Here is a 23,554-nt window from a genome sequence, read left to right on the forward strand (position 1 = left end):
CGACGGGGCCGGGGCCCTGGCCCGACCCTGGCGGGCGGCGCGAGCCAGGAGGCGCGGTCGCGCCCGTGAGTGGTTCGGAGGGCCAGAGCCCTCCGAACCACTCACGGGCGCTCTGCGCCGCTCGGCTCCGCCCCCGACCGATCCCGGCGCACCTGCTCGGGCACCACGGAGGGCGGCAGGACCTTCGCCCGCAGCGACGACCCACCGGCGGCGATCGCCGACCGGACCTCGTCGACGAGGCCGTCCAGCAGCCCCGGCCCGGGCAGCAGGTCGCCGTACCAGCTCGCCTCCACCCGCGCGGCCAGCTCGTGTACCGCCTCCGCCGGCCGCCCGGTGAGGCCGTGCGCCTCGACGATCCGCGCCGCCGCGGTGCGCACGGTGTCCCCGGGCGGCACCGGGACCCCGTGGTCCCGGGACGCGGCCAGCACCTCGTCCCACGCGGCCGTCGCCGCCCCCTCGCCGCCGGCCCGGGCCAGGCCGGCCCGGCGGACGTACTGGCGGCGGCGCCACCAGCGGGGGAACAGGGCGGCCAGCAGGAGGCCCACCAGCGCCAGCACACCGGCACCGGCGGCGAGCCACCACGACGAGCCGAGCCCGGCCGTGTCCCCGGGCTGCTCACCCGGGGGCGGGGGCGGCGGGGTCTCGCCGCCACCCCCGGCGGGCGGCGGGGGCGCGGCGGTCGGCTCCGGGGCCGGCGGCTGCTCCCGGGCCGGGGAGCCGCCCTCCTCCTGCCGGGCCTGCTGGACGTATCCCGGGTCGAGGGTGCGGCCGTCGGCCAGCGGGGTCGGGTCGAAGCTCATCCAGCCGTAGTCGGGGAACCACGCCTCGACCCAGGCGTGCGCGTCCTCGGTCGTGACGACGCGGCCGGAGCCGTCGTCGTCGCCCGCGGTGAAGCCGACCGCCACCCGCGCGGGCACGCCGACCGCGCGGAGCATCACGGCCATCGCGGAGGCGTACTGCTCGCAGTACCCGGTCCGGCCGCGGGTCAGGAAGTCGGCGAGCGCGTCGCCGCTGCCGCCGGGGGCGGTCGCGAGGCTGTAGGTGAACGGCGAGCCGGGCCCGGTGAAGTGGTTCTGCAGCGCCATCGCACGGTCGAACGGCGTCCGGGCCCCCGCGGTGACCTCGCGCGCGATCCGCGCCACCCGCGGATCGACGCCGGCGGTGTCGAGGTAGGCGCGGTCCACCGTGACCGGTCCGGACGCGGCGCGCAGCTGGTCCGCGGACGGCTCGGGCACGCGCATCGCCTGCGTCCAGCCGTCCTCCTCGCGGGGGCGCTCGCTGTAGGCGATGCCGCCCGACGGGTCGTAGGCCCAGCTCTCCGACGCCACCCCGATCGCGGTCGGGTCGCCGAACACCGGCAGCCAGTAGTCGCGGAAGCCCAGGTTCTCGACCTGCACGGTCTGCGGGGTCGCCGGCCCGGCCGTCGACGGCGGCAGCGGACCGGTCAGCGGCACGCCCGGTGCGGGCCGCCCGGCCTTCCAGCCCTCCTGCGGCACGTAGGACTGCAGTGTCAGCGCGCGCAGGTAGGTCGCCCGCTGCAGGCCCCGCACCCGGAACAGCTCCCGCGGCTCGCTGCGGGTCAGCTGGCCGCGCAGCGACGTGAACGGGTTCAGCCCGATGGAGCCGTCCGCACCGCCGCCGGCCCCACCGGTGGCGTCGAAGCGGCCCGCGGTGCCGACGGCCGTGGCCGCCGTCCCGACCAGCAACGCCCCCACCACGGCGACGGCGACGACCGCGCCCCCGGCCGGCCCCTGCCGCAGCCGTTCGGGCCGCAGGAGCAGCAGCACGCCGAACCCGGCTGCCGCCGCGACCAGCGACCACCACGGCAGCAGGTCGGAGTGCAGCGCGGTCGGCACCGCGAACACCACGAGCAGCGGCACCCCGGCCGCGGCCGGCGCGGCGACGGTCACGGCCAGCCCGAACACCGCGACCGCGAGGGTCCCGAAGCCGAGGGTGACCAGCAGCAGGATCTCCGGCGACGCGGGGACCGGCGGCACCCCGGTGTCGATCTGCTGCCCGGCCCCGCGGAGCAGCGCGGCGAGCTCGCCCAGCGCCTCCGGGCCGGGCAGCACCCCGGCCACCCCGCCCCCGGTGAACCAGCCGGTGACCAGCACCAGCAGCGCGGCGAGCTGGCCGGGTGCGGCCAGCCACGGACGCACCCGGTCGAGCAGGCCGCCGGTCACGACCACGACCGTCACCGCGACGGCCGCGTGCCACACCCAGGCGGCCCCCTGGACGACCGCGCCGGTCGCCGCCCCGGCCAGCAGCACCGCGATCCCGCACGCCAGCGGCGCGAGCACGACCGTCCAGCGGGGAGCGCCCGGCGGGCGGCCGGACGGGGGCGTGGCCGGCGTCGGCGGGACGGCGGCCGGCTGCCGGGTGGACGCGGTCACCGGCCCGCCCCCGCCGACGTGGGCACGCCGCACGCCTCGGCCCAGGCGTGCTGCACGCTGGTCCCGGCGCTCACGACGGTCGCCTGCCAGCCGGCCCGGCGCAGCAGCGTCGCGGTGGCCGCGGCCGGGCGGCCCGGCGACGTGCCGGCGGCCCAGCCGTCGACGTCGAGCAGGATCGCGTGCCCGCCCCGCGGCCACGCCGCGATCAGCGCCGTCACGTCCTGCGGAGCGGCCGCCCCGAGGACGGCCAGCACGCCGTCGGACGACGCCGTGCCCGGCTCGGGCACCCCGGCCCCGCCGAGCCCGGCGGTGGCCGACGGCCGGAGCACGGCCAGCGCCTCCAGCCGTCGTGGCACCTGGTCCTCCTCGCTGCCGCCGCCGGCGTCCGGGCCGTCGTCGAGCGGCTCCCCGGACTCGTCGACCAGGGTGACGGCCTCGCCGCGGCGGATCAGGTGGACGGCGACGCTCGCGATGAACTCCACCGCCCACTCGAGGCTGGAGCCGGCGCCGTGCCCGCGGTGCGCGCCGGCCCGGCGGTCCAGCAGCAGCGTCACCCCGGTCGGGTCCGGGCGGTCGTCGAGCCGGACCATCAGCTCGTCGCGGCGCGCGCTGGACCGCCAGTGCACCCGGCGCAGCTCGTCACCCTGCCGGTAGGGCCGGATCAGGACGTCGGGGGTGCCGCCGCCGGGCCGGCTGCCGCCCTCCGCGCCGCGACCGGCGGCGGTGGAGGCGAGCGACGGGCGTCCGGTGAGCGGGGTGGTGCGCGGCAGCACCAGCCAGCGGTCGGCGGGCAGCAGGTCGTGCCGGAACTCGGCGAGGCCGAGCGCGTCGGTGCCGCGCCCGCGCAGCGGGCCGATCCGGTACGCGCCGCGCACCACGGGCCGCAGCGGGTAGCCGACCCGGGCGCCGCGGCGGCCGAGCCGGTGCACCGTGAACCGGGGCGGGTAGCGGTCCGACGGGCCCGCGGAGTCGGGCACGTGGTCGGCGATCCGCAGCGCACCCAGCAGCGAGCCGCCCGCGATCCGCAGCAGCACCGTGCCGGACGTGCCGGCCTCGATCCGGGCCGGCTCGAGGGCCCGCTCGACGTGCAGTGTCCGCCGCGACCGGAGCGCGACGACCAGCGCCAGCAGCGGCAGCAGCACGACGAACGCGCCGATCCGGACCAGGTCGCGCTCGTCGAGGGCGACCGCGCAGACGACCATCGCCAGCCCGCCGGCGAGCAGGCACCGGCCGCGGACGGTCAGCCCGGCGCGGCGTTCCTTCCGGGCGGCTGCGGTGGGAGCCAGCGGGGCGGCGCCGGACCCGGCCGGCGTGCGTCCGAGCGACGCCGGGGCGGTCCCGGAGCGTCCGGGACCCGCCGGGTCGGTCCCGGTCCCGGCAGGTGACGCGGGCCCGCCCGGCCCGTCCGCGGAACCGGGGACCGGCGGGCGGCGCGGCGGCCGGGCACCGGGGTCGCGGGAACCGGCGGGCGCCGTCACGTCAACTCCGCGGCGGGGACGGCACCGCGACCCGGCCGACGGCGGTCCGCACCAGGTCGGCGGCCGACCGGCGGGCGGCCACGCCCTCCGGCCCGAGCAGCAGGCGGTGCGCGAGGACCGGGACGGCGACGGCCTGCACGTCGTCGGGGACGACGTAGCCGCGGCCGGCCGTGACCGCCCACGCCCGGGCGGCCCGTAGCAGGTGCAGCGTCGCGCGCGGCGACGCACCGAGCCGCACCTCGCTCAGCCGGCGGGTCGCGCCGACGATCTCGACGCAGTAGCGCCGCACCTCGGGGGCGGTGTGCAGGCCCCGGGTCGTGGCGGCCATCGCGCGCAGGGTGCGCAGGTCGGTGACCGGTCGCATCCGGTCGAGCGGCTCGGTGGCCCCGTGCTCGTCGAGCATCGCGAGCTCGGCGGCCGGGTCCGGGTAGCCGACGCTGATCCGGATCGTGAACCGGTCCCGCTGCGCCTCGGGCAGCGGGTAGGTGCCGTCCATCTCGACGGGGTTCTGGGTGGCGACGACCATGAACGGGTCGCCCAGGTGGTAGGTGCCGCCGTCGACGGTCACCTGGTGCTCGGCCATGCACTCCAGCAGCGCGGACTGGGTCTTCGGCGAGGCCCGGTTGATCTCGTCGGCGATCACCACGTTGGCGAACACCGGGCCGGGCCGGAACTCGAACTCCGCGGTCTGCCGGTTGTAGACCGATGTGCCGGTGATGTCGCCGGGCAGCAGGTCCGGGGTGAACTGGATCCGGCTGACGGCGCCGTCGACGGCCCGGGCGAGCGCCTTGGCGAGCGAGGTCTTGCCGACACCGGGAACGTCCTCGACCAGGAGGTGCCCCTCCGAGAGCATCGCGACGAGCGCGAGCCGCACCGCGTCCGGTTTCCCGACGATGATCCGCTGCACCGCGGCGGCGACCCGGCCGGCGACCTCGGCGACCGCGCCGGCGTCCATCGGCTCGGCCGCGTAGCCCGGGGTGGCCCCGCTCGACTCCGGGCGGCGCGGGGATCCGGCCGGCGACGGCGCCGGCGGCACGGACGGCGCAGAGGGTGCGCTCGACGACAAACGGGCCTCCTCGGGTGGTGGCGCGGGCGTCCTCAGTCTGTCAAACGCCGCCCGGCCGCCCTCGGGTGCCGCCGTTTCGCCTGCCCCGTCCGGGTCATCCGCTCGGTGCTCAGCGGCAAGCGGCGCGCTGCTTCGCTCGCCCGTCGCGACGCCCGGCTTTCCCGCCGACGTGCAGCCCACGGTCGTCGGGAGATCGACAATTCGCGCTCAGGTGCATCTCGGCGGGGGAGCGGGCCGGTCCCGGCGCCACACACCGGCCGCCGGCGCACACCCCCGGCCGCCGGCGTCCCACACCCCGCCACTGCCACCCCCCACTTCCCGCCACCGGCGCTCCCCACGGCCACCCACCGCGTCCTCCACCTCGCCCCACCCCGCTGCCCCTGCTCCCCGGAAATCCGCCCTGACCAGCGGTGATCGTCCACGCTCCACGAGTGGGCGATCGGCACGCGCCGATCCGTCCGACGTCCCGCGTCCGGGTGGCACGCCGACGCCCCCCACCGTGACCCACCGCCGTCTACCTGCGGAAACGTTCGGTGAACAGGCCACGTTGGACCCGTGTCGGGTTGACGGTGGGTGGCTGTGGGGTAGTGTGGTGATCGCTGGGGCGAACAGGGGCTCCAGGTGGAGGTGGGGCAGGTGTTCCTCGGCACCTACACCCCGAAGCTGGACGACAAGGGGCGGCTCACGCTGCCTGCGAAATTCCGCGACGAGTTGCGAGGCGGCTGCATGATCACGAAAGGGCAGGACCACTGCCTCTACGTGTTCACCCGTGACGCCTTCACCGAGATGGCGCGCAAGATCGCCGCGGCCCCGCTGACGAACGAGTCGGCGCGGGTGTTCCAGCGGAACCTCTTCTCGGGCACCGACGAGCAGAACCCCGACGGGCAGGGCCGGATCGCGATCACGTCCGAGCTGCGCCGGTACGCGGGACTGACCAAGGACTGCGTGGTGATCGGCGCGTTCACGCGCGCCGAGATCTGGGACGCGCAGGCCTGGCAGGAGTACCAGGAGCGGCACGAGGACGAGTTCGCCAAGGCCCAGGAGGAGGTTCTGCCCGGGCTGTTCTGACCCCCGCTGGCGGGTGGGGGGACGAGCGGCGCACGACACGGGCGGCGCCACCGTCGCCGTCCCGACCCGGGTGCCGTGATCGCCCGGCCCTGGCACACCTTCCCCGGTGCCAGGTCCGGTCGGCACGGTCCCCGGGTGGGGGCGGCGCCGGGACCATCCCGACTGGGGAGTTCGGATGGCGTGGTGAAGCCCGGGCGTCTTCGGACGTGCAGCGGATCGGTTGTGGGAGCCGGTGACGCGGCACGGCCACGGACATGTCCTCCCCGGTTCCGGCCCTGCGGGGCCGGGACCGGGAGCGGGCGGCAGGGGCGGACCACGGGGAACGGACGGCGGCACCGGGGGGTGGACGTGGAGCACGACGAGCGGACCCCCGCCGAGCGTCACACCCCCGTCCTCCTCGACCGGGTCTCCGAGCTCCTCGCGCCCGCGCTGGCCGATCGGCCCGCGGTCTACGTGGACGCCACCCTCGGCATGGGCGGCCACGCCGCGGCGCTGCTCGCCGCGCATCCCCGGCTCACGGTCGTCGGGCTCGACCGCGACCCGCAGGCCCTGGAGCTGGCGGGGCGCCGGCTCACGGCGTACGCCGACCGGCTGCACCGGGTGCACGCCGTCTACGACCGGATCGGTGAGGCGCTCGCCGGGACCGGGGTGGGTCCCGCCGACGGGATCCTGTTCGACCTCGGTGTCTCCTCGCTACAGCTCGACGAGACCGCCCGCGGCTTCTCCTACGCGCGCGACGCCGACCTCGACATGCGGATGGACCCGACCACCGGGCCGACCGCCGCCGACGTCCTCAACACCTACTCCGCGCCCGAGCTGCGCCGGATCCTGCGCGACTACGGCGAGGAGCGGTTCGCCGGGCAGATCGCCAACGCGATCGTCCGGACCCGGGAGAAGACCCCGTTCACCCGCAGCGCGGAGCTGGTCGAGCTGCTCTACGGGGTCGTCCCGGCCGCGTCCCGGCGGACCGGCGGGCACCCGGCCAAGCGGACCTTCCAGGCGCTGCGGATCGAGGTCAATGCCGAGCTGGACGTGCTGCGGGCCGCGCTGCCCGCCGCGCTCGACGCGCTGGCCCCGGGCGGCCGGATCGTCGTCCTGTCCTACCACTCGCTGGAGGACCGGATCACCAAGCGCGCGCTCGCCGAGCGCACCCGCTCCCGGACGCCGGTGGACCTCCCGGTCGAGCTCCCCGGGCACGGGCCGGAGTTCCGGTCGCTGACCCGGGGTGCGGAGACGGCGTCCGAGGAGGAGATCGCACGCAACCCGCGGGCCGCCCCGGTGCGGCTGCGGGCCGCCGAGCGGATCGCCGGCGGAACGAGCAGTACGAGCACGGCGGAGAGGCAGGAACGGCGATGAGCACACCCGTCATCGAGCGCCCGGGGACACCGGGCGGTGGCCGGCCGCGTCCGCAGACCCGCCGGGTGGCGGCCCCGCCGCGGATCCCGGCACAGCGGGCCCCGCGCCGCGCCTCGGAGCCACGCCGCCGTCCGGTGGCCCGCGAGCACGCCGGCCGCGCGAAGTTCGTGCTGGTCGTGATGGTGCTGCTCGCCGTGGGCCTGGTCGCCACGCTGTGGTTGTCGACGGCGGCGGCCGCCGACTCGTACGCCCTGCAGGAGGCCCGCCAGCGGACGGGGGCGCTCACCGAGCAGTCCGAGGCGCTCCGCAAGGAGGTCACGGTCCTGGAGAGCCCGGCCTCGCTGGCCCAGCGGGCCGCCGCGCAGGGCATGGTCCCGGTCGCCGACCCGGCCCGCCTGGTGGTCGCGCCGGACGGGCGGGTCGACGTCGTCGGGGAGCCGAAGGCCGCCGAGGCCACCGCGGCGCCGATGGTGCTGGTCCCGGGCGGCCCGGTACCGCCGTCCGGTCCGGCCGGCACGTCGGACCCGGCGGCCGACGGTGGGGACGCCGCGGCCGCCGAGGGTGCCGAGCCGGGCGCCCCGCCGGCCGGGCAGCAACCGGCCGGACAGCCCGGCCAGCCGGGCGGGCACGCCGGTCAGGCCGATCAGGGCGGTCGGTCCCCGCAGGCCGGCGACACCGGACCGGCGGACCCGCAGGCCGGGCCGGCGGACCCGCAGGCCGGACCGGCCGACCGCCGGGCCGCGGGTGACCAGCCGGGCGAGCAGACCGGGGCGCAGGGCGAGCCCACGCAGGAGGGCGTCGAGCGCGAGGTCCCGGCCGGCGTGGCGGGCGGGCGCTGATGGCCTACGCCCCGCCCCGGCCGAGGCGCCCCGGCGGCCCGCCGGGGACCGGGCGGCGGCCCCGCCGCCGGTCCCCGGCCGACGAGCCCCGGTTCCGCCTGCGGCTGGCCTGGGTGCTGCTCGCCGGGCTGCTGCTGCTCGCCGGCGCCAAGCTCGTCGTCGTCCAGACCGTGCAGGCCGGGTCGCTCACCGCCGACTCGGAGAAGCAGCGCGCCAGCCGCATCGTCATCCCGGCCGAACGCGGCTCGATCACCGACCGGGACGGCAACGTCCTCGCGTTCTCCACCGAGTCGAAGGCGCTGGTCACGAACCCGCGACTGATCAACCAGACCAAGGGCGCCGAGGCCGTCGCGTACAAGAACGCGATGGCCGACGAGGTCGCCCGGGTCACCGGCAGCGACCCCGAGGAGCTCCGGCGCGGGCTCGCTGCCGACCGCGGCTACGTCGTCCTGGCCACGGCCGTCGACCCGGGCCCGGCGCGGGCGCTGCGCGAGCGGTTCCCGGAGATCGCCGAGGAGAGCCGGGAGGCCCGCCAGTACCCGGGCGGGACGCTGGCGTCCAACATCATCGGTGCGGCCACCTGGAGCGCGGACGCGCAGAAGCTCGTCGGCCGGATCGGCCTGGAGTCCTCCGACGACGACCTGCTCGCCGGCCGCGACGGCTTCCAGATCGCCGACACCGCCGAGGGCAGCCGCACCATCATCCCCGGCAGCGTGCGGTCCGAGCAGCCCGCGGTGTCCGGATCGGACGTCGCGCTGACCATCGACTCCGACCTGCAGTTCCAGGTCCAGCGGATGCTCGCGGACTACGCGGCGAAATCGGGCGCGCGCAGCGGCTCGGCGGTCGTGCTCGACCGGGCCACCGGCGAGGTGCGGGCGCTGGCGGACAACACCTCGTTCGACCCGGCCCACCTGCTCACCGCGGACCCGAAGTCGCTGGGGAACAAGGCCGTCACCACGCCGTTCGAACCGGGATCGGTGAACAAGGTGGTCACGATGGCCGCCGCGCTGGAGGCCGGCGCCGCCCGGCCGGAGGACGTGCTGGAGGTCCCCGGGCAGATCACCGTCGCGGACCGGACGATCAAGGACGCGTGGGCGCACGGCCTCGACCGCTACACCCTCACCGGGGTCCTGGCGAAGTCGTCGAACGTGGGCACGCTCATGACCGCGCAGAAGGTCGGGGAGAACGCGTTCTCCGACATGCTCTCCCGGATGGGGATCGGCCAGCGGACCGGGATCGGGCTGCCGGGCGAGAGCGCCGGCACCGTGCCTCCGCGGGCCACCTGGTCGGGCTCGACGTTCGGCAACCTGCCGATCGGGCAGGGCCTGTCGATGACCGTGCTGCAGATGGCCGGGATGTACCAGGCCGTGGCGAACGACGGCGTCCGGATCCCGCCCCGGGTGGTCGCGGCCACCACCGGGCCGGACGGCGTCCGGGTCCCGGCCGAGCGTCCCGAGCCGGTCCGGGTGATGTCCCCGCAGACCGCGCAGACCCTGCGCACCATGCTCACCGCCGTCACCCAGGACGCCGACGGCCAGGCCGGGACCGGCCCGGCCGCCGCCGTGCCCGGGTACGAGGTCGCCGGTAAGACCGGGACCGCACAGCAGGTCGACCCGGAGTGCGGCTGCTACTCGCGGTCCCAGTACTGGATCACCTTCGCCGGGATGCTCCCGGCGCAGGACCCGCGGTTCGTCGTCGGGATCATGCTGGACGCCCCGAAGGCCGGGACCAGCGCGGCCCCGCTGTTCCACGACATCGCCTCGTACCTGGCGCAGCGGGACGGCATCCCGGTGCAGACCCAGCCGGCCCGGGTGCAGACGCTCCAGATCGAGTGAGCCCGCGGCCGGTGATCACCGGCGTGCGTCCGGCGGTCGGCGGCACCGCTCACCCGTCCGGGGCAGGCCGGTCGCGGCGCGACGGCCCCCGGCCGGCCCGCCCACCGGCGGCCGCCCTGCGCCGGATGGCCCTGTCCGGCACGTCGTACGGCCGTACGGTGACGTCCGTCCCGCCGCCCGTCGCGACCGTGCCCGTGAGCGGTCGCGCACCGGAGGTGCCGACCCCGGACGGCCCTGCACCGATCGGTAACCTCCCGCCCTGTGCCCGACGTCCACGCAGCGTCCGACGCCCGTGCCGAGGCGGGGGCGGCACCGGTGACCGGTGACCAGCTCCCGGACCGGCCGGCGACCGTCCGCCCGGTCGACGTCGCCCTGCTCGCCCGAGTCGCGGGGGCCGAGCTGAACCCGCGCACCGCCGGTGCCGGGCCCGGCCCGCTGCTCGACCCGGCCACCGGCCCGCACGCCGTCACCGGGGCCACGCTGCGGGCCGCGTCGATCCGGTCCGGGGACCTGTTCGCCGCGCTGCCCGGGACCCGCGCGCACGGCGCCGACTTCGCGGCCCAGGCGATCGCCGGCGGTGCCGCCGCGGTGTTCACCGACCCGGACGGCGCCGAGCGGCCGGAGATCCGGCACTCCCGGCTGCCGGTGCTGGTCCACCCGCACCCGCGCGAGGTCCTCGGCCCGGTCTCGGCGGCGGTCTACGGCGAGCCGACCGCCCGGCTGCGCGTGCTCGGCGTCACCGGCACCTCCGGCAAGACGACCGTCGGGCACCTCCTGGAGGCCGGCCTGACCGCGGCCGGGCGGGCCACCGGCCTGCTCGGCACCGTCCGCACCCGGGTGCAGGTGCCCGGCCACCCGCCGCGCGCGCTGCCCAGCGCGTTCACCACCCCGGAGGCACCCGACCTGCAGGCGCTGTTCGCGGTGATGGTGGAGGCCGGGGTCACCGACGTGGCGATGGAGGTGTCCAGCCACGCGCTGGCACTCGGCCGGGTTGGCGGGTCCCGGTTCGCCGTCGGGGCGTTCACCAACCTCTCCCAGGACCACCTGGACTTCCACCCGACGATGGCGGACTACTTCGAGGCCAAGGCCCGGCTGTTCGACGGCCGCGAGGCCGCCCGGCACGGCGTCGTGTGCGTCGACGACGAGTGGGGCCGCCAGCTGGCCGGCCGCCGGCCGGACGCGGTCACCGTCAGCTCGGACCCGGGCAACACCTACGCCACCTGGACGGTGCGCGACCTCGCCGCCCACCCGGACGGCACCCAGACCTTCACCGCGATCGGCCCGCAGGGGCTGGCCCAGCCGGTGACCCTGGCCCTGCCCGGCCGCTACAACATCGCGAACGCGCTGGTGGCGCTGGCCTGCCTGGACGCGGACGGGATCCCGCCCGCGGTCGCCGCCGAGGGCTTCGCCCGGCTGTCGGTGCCGGGGAGGATGCAGCGGGTGGACGCCGGGCAGCCCTGGCTGGCCGTCGTCGACTACGCGCACAAGCCCGCCGCCGTCGCCGCCCTGCTGGACGCGCTGCGCGCCCAGCTCCGCCCGCACGCGCGGGTGATCACGGTGCTGGGCTGCGGCGGGGACCGCGACACCGGCAAGCGCCCGCTGATGGGTGCGGCCGCCGCGATCCGCTCGGACCTGCTGGTGATCACCGACGACAACCCGCGCAGCGAGGAGCCGGCCTCCATCCGCACGGCGATGCTGGAGGGTGCGATGCACGAGCCTGCCCGCGGTGACGTGATCGAGATCGGCGACCGGCGCAGCGCGATCACCTACGCGGTGCGCTCGGCGCGCCCCGGCGACGCGGTGGTGATCGCCGGCAAGGGCCACGAGACCGGTCAGGAGGTGCACGGGGTCAAGTACCCGTTCGACGACGCGGACGAGCTGGTCACGGCGATCCGGGCGGCCTCATGACGGAGAGCGGCAGGACGGGAGGACGGACGGAACCGGTGGAGGCGTTCGGGCGATGATCGAGATGACGCTGGCCGAGGTCGCGACCGTGACCGGCGGCACGCTGCACCGGATCACGGAGGCGGAGGCCGAGGCCACGGCGGTGACCGCCGTCGAGTTCGACTCGCGCCGGGTCGGCCCGGGCGGGCTGTTCCTCGCGCTGCCGGGGGAGCGGGCCGACGGCCACGACTTCGCCGCCGGCGCGGTCACCCGCGGCGCGGCGGCGGTGCTGGCCGGCCGGCCGGTCGACGCGCCCGCGGTGATCGCGCCGCCGGTCGAGGCGCGCGACGCCGGTACCTACCTGGGCGCGGTCGACCCGGACGGGCACGGCGCCGCCGTGCTCGCCGCGCTGGGCCGGCTGACCCGGCACGTGCTGGGCGCGCTGCCCGGGCTGGCCGTCGTCGGGATCACCGGCAGCGCCGGCAAGACCTCCACCAAGGACCTGGTGGCCGCGGTGCTGGCACCGCTGGGCCGCACGGTCGCACCCCCCGAGTCGTTCAACAACGAGCTCGGCACCCCGTACACGGCGCTGCGGGCGGACGCGACGACCCGGCACCTCGTGCTGGAGTTCTCCGCCCGCGGTGCCGGGCACATCGCCGCGCTGTGCGCGGTCGCGCCGCCGCGGATCGGGGTGGTGCTCAACGTCGGGTCGGCGCACCTGGGCGAGTTCGGCTCCCGCGCCGGGATCGCCGCCGCGAAGGGTGAGCTGGTCGAGGCGCTGCCGCCGGGGGACCTGCCCGGCGAGCGGGGCGGGGTGGCCGTCCTCAACGCCGACGACGACCTGGTCGCCGCGATGGCCACCCGCACCCCGGCCCGGGTGGTGACGTTCGGCCGGTCGGCGGGCGCCGACGTCCGTGCCGAGGAGGTCCGCACGGACGCAGGGCGCGCGTCGTTCCGCCTGGTCACCCCGGCCGGGGAGGCGGACGTCGCGCTGCAGCTGGTCGGCGAGCACCAGATCTCGAACGCGCTCGCCGCGGCCGCCGTCGCGCTGGAGCTCGGCGCCACACCGGGGCAGGTCGCGGCCGCGCTGTCGGCGGCCGTGCCGGCGTCCCGCTGGCGGATGGAGGTCACCGAGCGCCCGGACGGCGTCACGATCGTCAACGACGCCTACAACGCCAACCCCGAGGCGATGGCCGCCGCGATCTCCGCGCTGTCCGCGCTGGCCGGGCCGGACCGCCGCGCCTGGGCCGTGCTCGGCCCGATGGCCGAGATCGGCGACGGTGCCGCGGACGCGCACGCCGCGGCCACCGGCCGGGCCCGCGCCGCCGGGGTCGAGCGGGTGGTCGCCGTCGGTGCCCCCGAGTACGGGCCGGACGCCGAGCACGTCGACGACGTCGGCGCCGCACTGGACCTGCTGCGCGCCGAGCTCGGCGCCGGCGACGTCGTGCTGGTCAAGGCCTCCCGCAGCGCCGGCCTGGAGCGGGTCGCGGCCGGGCTGCTGCAGAGCGAAGGGCTGGTCCGCCGGTGAGGGGCGTCTTCCTGGCCGCGGGTATGGCGCTCGCGGTGTCCATCCTGCTCACGCCGTACCTGATCCGGTTCTTCGCCAAGCAGGGCTTCGGGCAGGAGATCCGCGAGGAGGGCCCGCAGAGCCACCAGTCGAAGCGGGGCACCCCGACCATGGGCGGGGTGGCGATCCTGGTCGCCATCTGGGTCGGCTACCTGGGCTCGCACGGGTTCACCCAGGAACCGATCACCGCGTCGGCGCTGCTCGTGCTGTTCCTGACGACCGCGCTGGGGCTGGTCGGGTTCCTCGACGACTTCCTCAAGATCCGCCGCCAGCGCAACCTGGGCCTCAACAAGACCTCGAAGATCGTCGGGCAGGTGCTCACGGCGACGATCTTCGGGATCCTCGCGGTCCGGTTCGCGAACGAGCGCAACCTGACCCCCGCCTCGGAGAGCCTGTCGTTCGTGCGGGACATCACCGTGCTGAGCTTCGGCGTCGTCGGGTTCGTGCTGCTGTGCAACCTGATCGTCGCGGCCTGGTCGAACGCGGTGAACCTCACCGACGGCCTCGACGGGCTCGCCGCCGGCACCGCGGCGATGGTGCTGGGCACCTACGTGATCATCGCGTTCTGGCAGTTCCGCAACAGCTGCGGCGTCGCCGCGTCGGCCGGCTGCTACGAGGTCCGCGACCCGCTGGACATCGGCCTGGTCGCCGCGGCCGCGATGGGCGGCTGCATCGGCTTCCTGTGGTGGAACGCCGCCCCGGCCCGGATCTTCATGGGCGACACCGGCTCGCTGGCCCTGGGCGGGCTGCTGGCCGGCCTGTCCATGGTGACCCGCACCGAGCTGCTGCTCGTCGTGATCGGCGGCGTGTTCGTGGTCGAGGCGCTGTCGGTGTCGCTGCAGATCGTGGTGTTCCGCACGGCCCGGCGACGGCTGTTCCGGATGGCGCCGTTCCACCACCACTTCGAGCTCGCCGGCTGGGCCGAGACCACGGTCATCATCCGGTTCTGGCTGCTCGCGGCGATCTGCGCGGCGCTCGGGCTGGGGATCTTCTACAGCGAGTGGCTCGCGGCCTCGGGATCGGCGTGACCCCGGCGGCCGGGTCCGTGACGGACCACCCGGTGCTGGTGGCCGGCGCCGGGATCTCCGGGCTGGCCGCCGCGGTCGCGCTGCGCGACACCGGGGCGACGGTGTACGTCTCGGACGACGCGCCGGCCGCGCTGGACGCGCTGCCGGACGGCGTCCGGGCCTGGCGCTCCGAGGGGCTGCCGGACGGTGTCGGCACGGTCGTCACGTCCCCGGGCCGCCGCCCCGACCACCCCCTGGTCGCCCGGGCGGCCGCCGCGGGCGCCGAGGTGATCGGCGAGCCGGAGCTGGCCTGGCGGCTCGGTGCCCGCCGCGCCGTCCCGCCCGTCTGGCTGGTCGTCACCGGCACCAACGGCAAGACGACGACCACCGAGATGCTCGCCGCGATCCTGCGCACCGCGGGGCTGTCCTCGATCGCCTGCGGGAACATCGGCCATCCGGTGGTGTCGGCGGTGGCCGAGGGCCACGACGTCCTCGCGGTCGAGCTGTCCAGCTTCCAGCTGCACTGGTCGCCGTCGGTCCGGCCGGCGGCCGGTGTCGTGCTCAACGTCGCCGACGACCACCTCGACTGGCACGGCGGGCCGGCCGGCTACGCGGCGGCCAAGGCGCGCGCCCTGGTCGGGGACGTCGCCGTCGCCGGGGTGGACGACCCGGTCGCGGCCCGGCTGCTGGCCGCGGCACCGGCCCCGCGGCGGGTCGGGGTCACCCTGGGCGTGCCGGGGCCGGACCAGCTCGGCGTCGACGGCGGGATGCTGGTCGACCGCGCGTTCGGCGGGGGAGAGCTCGTGGCGGCGGACGCCGTCGTCCCGCCCGGGCCACCCGGGATCACCGACGCGCTCGCCGCCGCCGCGCTGGCCCGCGCGCACGGTGTCGCGGCCGCCCACATCGGGGCGGCGCTGTCGGCGTTCACCCCGGGGCCGCACCGCAGCGCACCCGCGGGGGAGCTCGACGGCGTCCGCTACCTGGACGACTCGAAGGCCACCAACCCGCACGCCGCCGATGCGTCCCTGGCCGCGATCGCCGCCCGGTATCCCGGCGCGCGGGCGGTCTGGGTGGTCGGCGGGCTCCTCAAGGGGGTCGCCCCGGACACGCTCGGCGAGCTGGCCGCCGCGCACGCGTCCCGGCTGGCCGGCGTCGTCGTCATCGGGACGGACCGGGAACCGATCGTCGAGGCGCTGGTCCGACACGCCCCCGGCCTCCCGGTCGAGGAGGTCCGACCGGGTGACCATGACGGTATGGCGCCCCCTGACCAGCAGGACCCCGGCCCCACCGACCCGATGCCCGAGGCGGTGCGCCGCGCGGCGGCGCTCGCCCGGCCGGGTGACGTCGTGCTCCTGGCCCCCGCGGCCGCCTCGATGGACCAGTTCCGGGACTACGCCCACCGCGGCGACGCGTTCGCGGCGGCGGTCGCCGGTCTCGCGGCGACCCGTACCGGGGGAACCCGGTGAGCCCGGCCGCCCCGGCCGCGCGGACGGCCGCGGCCGGCGTCCAGGGCGGGGTGCGCCGGCTGCGGCGCTGGCTGCGCAGGCCGCTCACCTCGCTGCACCTGATCCTCGGGGTGTTCGGGCTGCTGACCCTGTTCGGGCTGGTCATGGTGCTGTCGGCGTCGGCGGTGTCGGCCGGCTCGTCGTACTCGGTGTTCACCCGGCAGCTGATGTTCTGCGGGGTCGGCCTGGTGCTGTTCTACATCGGGGTGCGGGTGCCGCCGCGGCGGCTGCGCGCCGCGGCGCCGGTGCTGCTCATCATCGGGCTCGTCGCGCTGGTCGCGGTGCTGATCCCCGGCATCGGTGTGGTCCGTGGCGGTGCCCGGTCCTGGTTCGCGTTCGGTCCGGTGTCCCTGCAGCCCTCCGAGGGCGTGAAGATCGCGCTGACGCTGTGGGGCGCGCACGTCCTCGTCGCCCGGCGCGCGGTGATGCACCGCTGGAAGCACGCGCTGAACCCGGTCGTCCCGGTCACGCTGCTGATCTTCACGTTGCTGGTGCTGGAGCCCGACCTCGGCATGACGATCTCGATCGGGATCGTCATGCTCGCGCTCCTGTACTTCGGCGGTGCCCCGATGAAGCTGCTCGCGCTGATCGCCGTCGGCGGGCTCGCGGGCGCGGTGCTGCTCGGCCTGACCGCCGGGTACCGGGCGAGCCGGATCACCGCGTTCCTGTCACCGGCCACCTCCGACCCGCTCGGCCCCGCTTACCAGGCGACGCAGGCGCTGTACGCCCTGGCCGACGGCGGCCTGTTCGGCGTCGGCCTCGGCCAGGGGCGGGCGAAGTGGGACTACCTGCCCAACGCACACAACGACTTCATCTTCGCGATCATCGGTGAGGAGCTGGGCTTCGTCGGCGCGTTCGCCGTGCTGGCGCTGTTCGCCACGCTCGCCTACACCGGGATGCGGATCGCGGCCCGCAACACCGATCCGTGGCTCCGCATCGTGGTCGCGACGTCGACGACGGGCCTGGTCGTCCAGGCCTCGATCAACATCGGGTACGTCGTGGGGCTGCTGCCGGTGACCGGGCTGCAGCTCCCGCTGATCTCCTCCGGCGGCACGTCGCTGGTGGTGACCATGTTCCTGTTCGGGCTGCTCACGAGTGCGGCCCGGCACGAGCCGGAGGCGATCGCCGCACTCCGGAAGGACGGGCAGGGCCGCGTGGCGAAGCTGCTGCGGCTCCCGCTGCCGGAGCCCTACCGGGCACCGGGACCGGCGTCGCGGTGGGCGGCGCGCTGAGACCTGAGGTCCCCGCACGGGGACCGGACGCAGTCGACGACGCAAGGGGCACACGAGCGTGACGGGCACGGATCAGACCGGTGGCACGGGCGACGGCGGCACGGACCGGGACGGCCGTTCCGCCGGACCGGGCGCGACCGGCGGTTCCGGGCGGCCGACCATGGGCGGGGGCCGCCCGGGGTCCGAGCGGTCCGCGGTCGAGCCGGAGGGCGTCGTCTTCGGGTCCGGTGAGCCGCAGGCGGACCGGCCGTCCTGGCCGGGGCCGGACGACCGCACGGCCGGGCCGGGGGACACCGCCGGTGACCCGGGGGCGCCCGGAGCGCCTGGAGCGCCCGAGACCGAGGCGCTCCCCGGCGCCGGCCCGGCCGGCCCGCGGGGTCCGCAACGCCTGCCCGGTACCGGGTGGAACCCGTACGCGCACGGGGGTCCCGGCGGTGTGCCCCGGGAGGGGGCCGGGCCGGACGGTGCCGGGCCGAACGGCCGGCCCCGGAACGGGTCCGCGCCCAACGGTCGGTCGCGCAACGGTGCTGTGCCGAACGGGAGTGGTGCGCCGAACGGGAGTGGTGCGCCGAACGGGGGTGCTGCGCCGAACGGGGTGAACGGGCATCCGCGCAACGGGGCGCCGCGGGACGGGGCCGTCGGCGGTGACGATCGCGTGACACCGCCGGGCGGCGGCCCGCGCGCCGCGTCCGGCCCTCCCGGTGCGGCACCCGGGGGCGCCGAGGGTCCGTCCGGGCCCCCGCCCGGCGCTCCCACCGGTCGCGCCCCGCACGGCGGCGCGGGGACCGGGCCGGGAGGACCACCCGCCGGCCCGCGGCCGCGCCCCGGGCAGCCCGCCGGTCCGACTCCGCCGGGCGCCATGCCGCCCGGGGGGTTGTTCACGCCCGCCGGCCCACGGCATCCGGGGCCCGGGACGCCCGACCGCCCCGGGAACCCGGCGGGTGAGCCCGGGCCGCCGGAGGGCCGGGGGCCCGGGCGCCCGGAGTCCGCGGGGGAGGTTCCCGGGAACGGTGCCCCGGCCGCCGACGCTACGCGTGGTGGCGGGGCGGGCCGGGACTCCGGGAACGGTGGTGACCCGGCGGGCCGGGACTCCGGGAACGGTCGTGGCGCGGCGGGCGGTGACCAGTCGAACACCGGGCCGACGCCCACCGTTCCGGCCGACACCGGCCCGACGCGCGCCGTTCGCGCGGACACCGGTCCGACGCGCGCTGTTCGCACGGACACCGGCCCGACGAGCACCGTTCCGACGGACACCGGCCCCCTGCACGCCCCGACGTCGAGCCGTGGTGCGCAGAACCCGGCTGCGGCGCCCGGCCACCCGCAGCCCGGCGACCCCGCACACGACCGGGCACACGGCGACCCGGTACACCGTGGCCCGGCACACAGTGGCCGGACGGACGCCGGCTCGCGGCACCCCGCGGGTGTTTTCGCGACGGGGCCGCAGGCCCCGGCCGGCTCCGCGCTCTTCACACCCGGCACTGCGCCCGGCCCGCGCCCCGCGTCCGATCCGCGCCCCGCTTCCGGTCCGGGCGTCGAGTCCGACCCGCCCGCCGGGTTGGGTCCGGGCGCCGCGTCCGGTCCGCGCCCCGCCTCCGGCCCGGGCGCCGTGCCCGACCCCGGCACGTCCGGCGGGCCGGGAGGGCCGCAGGCCGCCCAGGGGCCGGGCGTGCAGGGGCCGGCCGCGCAGGGAGGGCGCGGGCAGCCGCGCCGCGGCGTGTCGCAGGCGGGTGGTGGCCCGCAGGGTGCTGGCTCCGCGGCCGGTGGTCCGCCGGCCGCACACCCGGCGCCGGCCGGTCCTCCGGCCGCACACCCGCACCCCGCGCCGATGCCACCCGGCCGGCCGGGCCTCCGTGCCCCGCAGCAGACCCGTGCGGGCGGACCGGGAGCGTCCGGGCCAGGTCCGTACGGCCCGGGCCGGCCCGGGGACCCGCAGCAGCCGGTGCCGCCACACACGCAGCACCAGGCCCCCCAGCACCAGGCCCCCCAGCACCAGGCCTCGAACGATTCCGGTGGCCCCGGCCGGCCCGCTCCCGGCGCCGACGGAACCCGGGCGTTCCCGCCCGCCACGACCCGCCCGGCCGGCGAGCCGGGCCGCGCGCCCGTGCCGGGTGCGCTGTCGGTCGTCGTCGCCGGCGGTGGCTCGGCCGGGCACATCGAACCGGCGCTCGCCGTCGCCGACGCGGTCCGCCGGCTCGTCCCCGGCGCCCGGGTCACCGCGCTCGGCACCGAGCGCGGCCTGGACACCCAGCTGATCCCGGCGCGCGGCTACCCGCTCGAGCTGATCCCGCCGGTGCCGTTGCCCCGCAAACCGTCCGCCGACCTGCTGAAGCTGCCGGGCAACGTCCGCGGTGCCGTCAGGCGGGTCCGGGAGGTGCTCGAGTCGGTGGAGGCAGACGTCGTCGTCGGCTTCGGCGGGTTCGTCTCGCTGCCGGCCTACCTCGGTGCCCGCGGCCGGGTGCCGATCGTCGTGCACGAGGCCAACGCCCGCGCCGGGCTGGCCAACAAGGTCGGTGCGCGGTTCGCCGCCGCCGTCGCCACCGCGGTGCCCGGGACCGGGCTCCCGCACGAGGAGGTCGTCGGGATGCCGCTGCGGCGCTCGATCACCACCCTCGACCGGGCCGCGCTGCGTCCCGAGGCGCGGACGTACTTCAACCTGCCCCCGCACGGGCCGGTCCTGCTGGTGTTCGGCGGATCGCAGGGCGCGCGCACGCTGAACCGGGCCGTCGCCGAGGCGCTGCCCGCTCTGAGCGAGCGCGGGATCGCGGTGCTGCACGCGTACGGCCGTAGCGGCACCCCCGCGGACCCGCGGCCCGGGTACGTCCCGACGCCCTACATCGACCGGATGGACCTGGCGTACGCGGCGGCCGACGTCGTCCTCGGTCGCTCCGGGATGACCACCGTCGCCGAGCTGACCGCGGTCGGGCTGCCCGCCGTCTACGTCCCGCTGCCGCACGGCAACGGCGAGCAGGCGCTCAACGCGCGCCCGGTCGTGGAGGGCGGCGGCGGCATCCTGGTGCCGGACGAGGAGATGAACGGCGAACGCGCGATCGCCGAGCTGATGCCGATTCTCACCGACCCGGACCTGGCGCTCGCGATGGGCCGCCGGGCCAGGGCGGCCGGGCACGGCGAGGCCGACGAGAAGCTCGCCCGGATCGTGATGGAGGTGGCGGGGCGGTGACCGTCCTCGGCACGCACGTGCACCTGGTCGGGATCGGCGGTGCCGGGATGAGCGGCATCGCGCGGATCCTGCTGGCCCGCGGCGTCACCGTCTCGGGTTCCGACGCCCGCGAGTCGCGCACGGTCACCGCGCTGCGCGCCCTCGGTGCCCGGGTGGAGGTCGGGCACGACGCCGCCCACCTGCAGGTGGCGGGGGAGGACCCGCCGGTCGTCGTCGTCTCCACCGCCATCCGGGACACCAACCCGGAGCTGGCGGAGGCCCGGGCCCGCGGGCTCGACGTCGTCCACCGGGCCACCGCGCTCGCGGCCCTCACCGAGGGACGGCAGCTGATCACCGTTGCCGGGACGCACGGCAAGACCTCGACGACGTCGATGGTCACCGTCGCGCTGCAGCACGCCGGCGCCGACCCGTCGTTCGCGATCGGCGGGGACCTGTCGGTCTCGGGCAGCGGGGCCCATCACGGGAGCGGCGACGTGTTCGTCGTCGAGGCCGACGAGAGCGACGGCTCCTTCACCGCGTTCGCGCCGTCGATCGCGATCGTCACCAACGTCGAGCCCGACCACCTCGACCACCACGGTGACGAGGCCGCGTACCGCGCCGTGTTCGAACGGTTCCTGGACCGGCTGGTGCCCGGCGCGACACTGATCACCTGCGCCGACGACCCCGGCGCCGAGGACGTCGCCGTCCACGCCGAGCGGGCCGGGACGGCGGTGTGGCGTTACGGCCGCACCGCCACCGGCGCGCGCGACGCCCGGCTGCTGCAGTTCGCCCCGGACGGCACCGGCTCCCGCATCCGGTTCCGGTGGGACGGCACCGAGCACGAGCTCGTCCTCGCCGTGCCGGGGGAGCACATGGCGCTGAACGCGCTCGGGGCGTTCCTGGCCGGGATCGCCGCCGGGCAGGACGCCACCCTGATGCTCGAGGGCCTCGCCGGGTTCGGCGGCGTCCAGCGCCGGTTCGAGTTCAAGGGCCGGGTCCGCGGCGTCTCGGTCTACGACGACTACGCCCACCATCCCACCGAGGTCGCTGCCACCCTGCGGGCGGCCCGCGAGGCCGCGCCGGTCGTGCACGGCCGCCGGGGACGGGTGCTGGTCGCCTTCCAGCCGCACCTCTACTCCCGGACGCGGCTGTTCGCGCGCGAGTTCGGCGCGTCGCTGTCGCTGGCGGACGAGGTGATGGTGCTCGACGTCTACGGTGCGCGGGAGGACCCCGAACCCGGAGTCGGGCCGACGATGATCACCGACGAGGTTCGCCTGCCGGCCGGGCGGGTGCACCGCGCACCGTCCTGGGAGCAGACGCCCGCGGCGATCGCGGCGCTCGCCGCCGACGGCGACACGGTGATCACCATGGGCGCAGGCGACGTCACCGCGCTCGGCCCGGAGATCCTCCGCGAGCTCGCGGGGGGCGGGGACTGATCCGGGCATGACCGGCCCGGCGCAGCACACGGACGGGGGCGTGCGATGAGCAGCGACGACGGCGAGGGCGGGCACCCGGCCGGCGGGGGCCGCCGCACTCCCGAGCAGGAGCGGCGCGCCGCGGAGCGCGCCCGGCGGATCCGCGAGCGCCGGGCGGCCGAACGGGCGCGCGGTGGTGCGGCGGAGCGGGCGCGGGGTGGCACGGCCGAGCGAGCGGGCGGTGATGCGGCCGAGCGAGCGAGCGGCGGCGCGGCCGAGCGGACCGGCGGTGGAACGGCCGAGCGAGCGGGCGGTGAAGCGGCCGAGCGGACGCGCGGCGGCGCGGCCGAGCGAGTGGGTGGCGGTGGTGTCGAACGGTCGGGCAGTGGCGCGGCCGCGCGGTCGGGTGGTGGCGCCGCCGAACGGTCGGGTGGCGGCGCGGCCGCCGTCCGGGAACGCACCGCTGCCCGGTCAGCCCAGCGTGCGCGCAGCCGGGACCCGCGCTACCGGCGGCGCCGGGCGGTCGCGCTGCTCGCGACGGTCGTCGTCGTGCTGCTGGGGGTGTCCGCCGCCGGCTGGTGGGCGCTGGGCCGGTTCGGCCCTGGCGTCGCGTCGGTCGAGGTCACCGGTGCCCGGCAGATCCCGGTCTCCGATGTCGAGGACGCCGCCGCCGTCGAGCCCGGCACGCCGCTCGCGGCCGTCGACACCGACGGCGTCACTGCTCGGGTGGCCGCGATCCCCGGCGTGGCCGCGGTCGAGGTCGGGCGGTCCTGGCCGGACACGCTCACCGTCGCCGTCACCGAGCGGACCCCGGTCGCCCTGGCCGACACGCCGACCGGCCCGCAGCTGGTCGACCCCGCCGGGGTCGCCTACCGGGCCGCGCCGCCGGACGCCCGGGTGCCCCGCCTGCAGCTGCCGCGGGTCGCCCCCGACGATCCGGCGACCCTCGCCGCCGTCGCGGTGCTGCAGGCGTTGCCCCCCGGTGTCCGTGACCAGGTGCAGACGCTGTCCCTCGGTGCGGGCGGCACCACCTTCGAGCTGGGCCTCACCGACGACCGCCGGGTGCTGTGGGGTCCCTGGGCCGACACTGCCGCGACCCCGCAGCGGGCCGCCGTGCTCGGACCGCTCCTCAGCCGGGAGGGCGCGGTCTACGACGTGTCCAGTCCCGCCCTGGTCACGGTCCGCCCCCGCTGAGGGAGACCGCCGCCCGCGGTCGCGTTCCGCGGAACGCACCGCCGTGGTGCGCCATGACCGGTCGGCCCGGTGCGGTCGCTCGCGGTCGCGTTCCGCGGAACGCGCTGCGGCGTGCGATGGGCACGCCCGGTGCGGCCTCCCATGGGTGCGTTCCGCGGAACGCACCCATGGGAGGCCATGACCGGTACGGCCGGTGCGGTCGCTCGCGGTCGCGTTCCGCGAGACGTCCCGCGGCGAGATGCCGGACCGGCGCCCGGTGCGCCTGCCCACGGGCGCGTTCCGCGGAACGCGTCACGGCGGTGCGTGACGACCGGGCGGCCCGGCGCACGACCCGTCCTGCGGGCGCCGGCCGCGGCGGGCGCAGGTTCGGGGTGTCGGCGTGCGCACACCGGTCCTGTGGCGACGTGACGCCCGTGCAGGGCGGACGAGGGATGCCGGTGGGAGGCGCAGGCGGTTCGATCATCACGGTGCGGCCCCGCCTTGGGCCGCAGCGTGCAGATCGAGCGCCCCGCGGGAGTCGATCTGCACGTACACGGCTCGGGCAGGGCGAGAACGCGC

At 77.3% G+C, this 23,554-nt stretch carries 15 protein-coding genes; 12 read left to right on the forward strand and 3 right to left on the reverse strand.

The annotated features are described in order from the left end of the window. Positions 1–101 precede the first annotated feature (101 nt). The 3 genes from H7X46_RS09630 to H7X46_RS09640 are packed head-to-tail and all read right to left on the reverse strand — an operon-like array spanning position 102 to position 4,937. Positions 102–2,393 carry a transglutaminaseTgpA domain-containing protein gene (locus H7X46_RS09630; protein ID WP_186359076.1) on the reverse strand — a complete coding sequence of 764 codons (2,292 nt, stop codon included), beginning with the start codon at positions 2,391–2,393 and terminating at the stop codon, positions 102–104. Further along, complete coding sequence (locus H7X46_RS09635; RefSeq protein ID WP_186359077.1) at positions 2,390–3,871, reverse strand: DUF58 domain-containing protein; 1,482 nt, start codon at positions 3,869–3,871, stop codon at positions 2,390–2,392. Before H7X46_RS09635 ends, H7X46_RS09630 begins: the two co-directional genes overlap by 4 nt. A 1-nt stretch (position 3,872) precedes the next feature. After that, positions 3,873–4,937, reverse strand: coding sequence for an AAA family ATPase (locus H7X46_RS09640; protein WP_370588680.1), 1,065 nt, complete (start codon positions 4,935–4,937; stop codon positions 3,873–3,875). A gap of 636 nt (positions 4,938–5,573) precedes the next feature. Here H7X46_RS09640 and mraZ point away from each other — a divergent pair. The 12 genes from mraZ (at position 5,574) to H7X46_RS09700 (ending at position 22,996) form a co-directional block, all read left to right on the forward strand. Then, on the forward strand, positions 5,574–6,005 hold the full coding sequence (gene mraZ, locus H7X46_RS09645; protein ID WP_186362556.1) for a division/cell wall cluster transcriptional repressor MraZ: 432 nt from the start codon (positions 5,574–5,576) through the stop codon (positions 6,003–6,005). A gap of 342 nt (positions 6,006–6,347) precedes the next feature. Next, positions 6,348–7,361, forward strand: a complete 1,014-nt coding sequence (rsmH, locus tag H7X46_RS09650) for a 16S rRNA (cytosine(1402)-N(4))-methyltransferase RsmH (RefSeq protein ID WP_186359078.1) — start codon at positions 6,348–6,350, stop codon at positions 7,359–7,361. Further along, a complete protein-coding gene (locus H7X46_RS09655) occupies positions 7,358–8,200 on the forward strand; it encodes a hypothetical protein (RefSeq protein WP_186359079.1) in 843 nt (280 codons plus the stop codon). The genes rsmH and H7X46_RS09655 overlap by 4 nt, the downstream gene beginning before the upstream one ends. Beyond that, complete coding sequence (locus H7X46_RS09660) at positions 8,200–10,035, forward strand: penicillin-binding protein 2 (protein WP_186359080.1); 1,836 nt, start codon at positions 8,200–8,202, stop codon at positions 10,033–10,035. The genes H7X46_RS09655 and H7X46_RS09660 overlap by 1 nt, the downstream gene beginning before the upstream one ends. Before the next feature lie 315 nt (positions 10,036–10,350). Continuing rightward, complete coding sequence (locus H7X46_RS09665; RefSeq protein ID WP_186362557.1) at positions 10,351–11,943, forward strand: UDP-N-acetylmuramoyl-L-alanyl-D-glutamate--2,6-diaminopimelate ligase; 1,593 nt, start codon at positions 10,351–10,353, stop codon at positions 11,941–11,943. A gap of 52 nt (positions 11,944–11,995) precedes the next feature. Further along, complete coding sequence (gene murF, locus H7X46_RS09670) at positions 11,996–13,447, forward strand: UDP-N-acetylmuramoyl-tripeptide--D-alanyl-D-alanine ligase (protein ID WP_186359081.1); 1,452 nt, start codon at positions 11,996–11,998, stop codon at positions 13,445–13,447. Between the two features lie 23 nt (positions 13,448–13,470). Beyond that, positions 13,471–14,514, forward strand: a complete 1,044-nt coding sequence (gene mraY, locus H7X46_RS09675; protein ID WP_222131817.1) for a phospho-N-acetylmuramoyl-pentapeptide-transferase — start codon at positions 13,471–13,473, stop codon at positions 14,512–14,514. A 17-nt stretch (positions 14,515–14,531) separates the two neighbouring features. Then, a complete protein-coding gene (gene murD, locus H7X46_RS09680; protein WP_370588681.1) occupies positions 14,532–15,959 on the forward strand; it encodes a UDP-N-acetylmuramoyl-L-alanine--D-glutamate ligase in 1,428 nt (475 codons plus the stop codon). Further along, complete coding sequence (gene ftsW / locus H7X46_RS09685; protein ID WP_186359083.1) at positions 15,956–17,230, forward strand: putative lipid II flippase FtsW; 1,275 nt, start codon at positions 15,956–15,958, stop codon at positions 17,228–17,230. Before murD ends, ftsW begins: the two co-directional genes overlap by 4 nt. Before the next feature lie 2,101 nt (positions 17,231–19,331). Continuing rightward, complete coding sequence (gene murG / locus H7X46_RS09690; protein WP_370589061.1) at positions 19,332–20,408, forward strand: undecaprenyldiphospho-muramoylpentapeptide beta-N-acetylglucosaminyltransferase; 1,077 nt, start codon at positions 19,332–19,334, stop codon at positions 20,406–20,408. Positions 20,409–20,455: 47 nt separating this feature from the next. Next, complete coding sequence (murC, locus tag H7X46_RS09695) at positions 20,456–21,823, forward strand: UDP-N-acetylmuramate--L-alanine ligase (protein ID WP_222131819.1); 1,368 nt, start codon at positions 20,456–20,458, stop codon at positions 21,821–21,823. A gap of 45 nt (positions 21,824–21,868) precedes the next feature. Beyond that, the gene (locus H7X46_RS09700) at positions 21,869–22,996 is read left to right on the forward strand and encodes a cell division protein FtsQ/DivIB (protein WP_186359086.1); all 1,128 of its coding nucleotides are present in this window, start codon (positions 21,869–21,871) and stop codon (positions 22,994–22,996) included. Positions 22,997–23,554: the final 558 nt, after the last annotated feature.

The organism is Pseudonocardia sp. C8 (assembly GCF_014267175.1).
Taxonomy (GTDB): Bacteria; Actinomycetota; Actinomycetes; order Mycobacteriales; family Pseudonocardiaceae; genus Pseudonocardia.

Excerpts from the sequence above, each read along its gene's own strand:
- H7X46_RS09655 (WP_186359079.1), top strand. The coding sequence starts at position 7,358 with ATGAGCACACCCGTCATCGAGCGCCCGGGGACACCGGGCGGTGGCCGG.
- H7X46_RS09660 (WP_186359080.1), top strand. The coding sequence starts at position 8,200 with ATGGCCTACGCCCCGCCCCGGCCGAGGCGCCCCGGCGGCCCGCCGGGG.
- murF (WP_186359081.1), top strand. The coding sequence starts at position 11,996 with ATGATCGAGATGACGCTGGCCGAGGTCGCGACCGTGACCGGCGGCACG.
- mraY (WP_222131817.1), top strand. The coding sequence starts at position 13,471 with ATGGCGCTCGCGGTGTCCATCCTGCTCACGCCGTACCTGATCCGGTTC.
- murC (WP_222131819.1), top strand. The coding sequence starts at position 20,456 with ATGAGCGGCATCGCGCGGATCCTGCTGGCCCGCGGCGTCACCGTCTCG.
- H7X46_RS09700 (WP_186359086.1), top strand. The coding sequence starts at position 21,869 with ATGAGCAGCGACGACGGCGAGGGCGGGCACCCGGCCGGCGGGGGCCGC.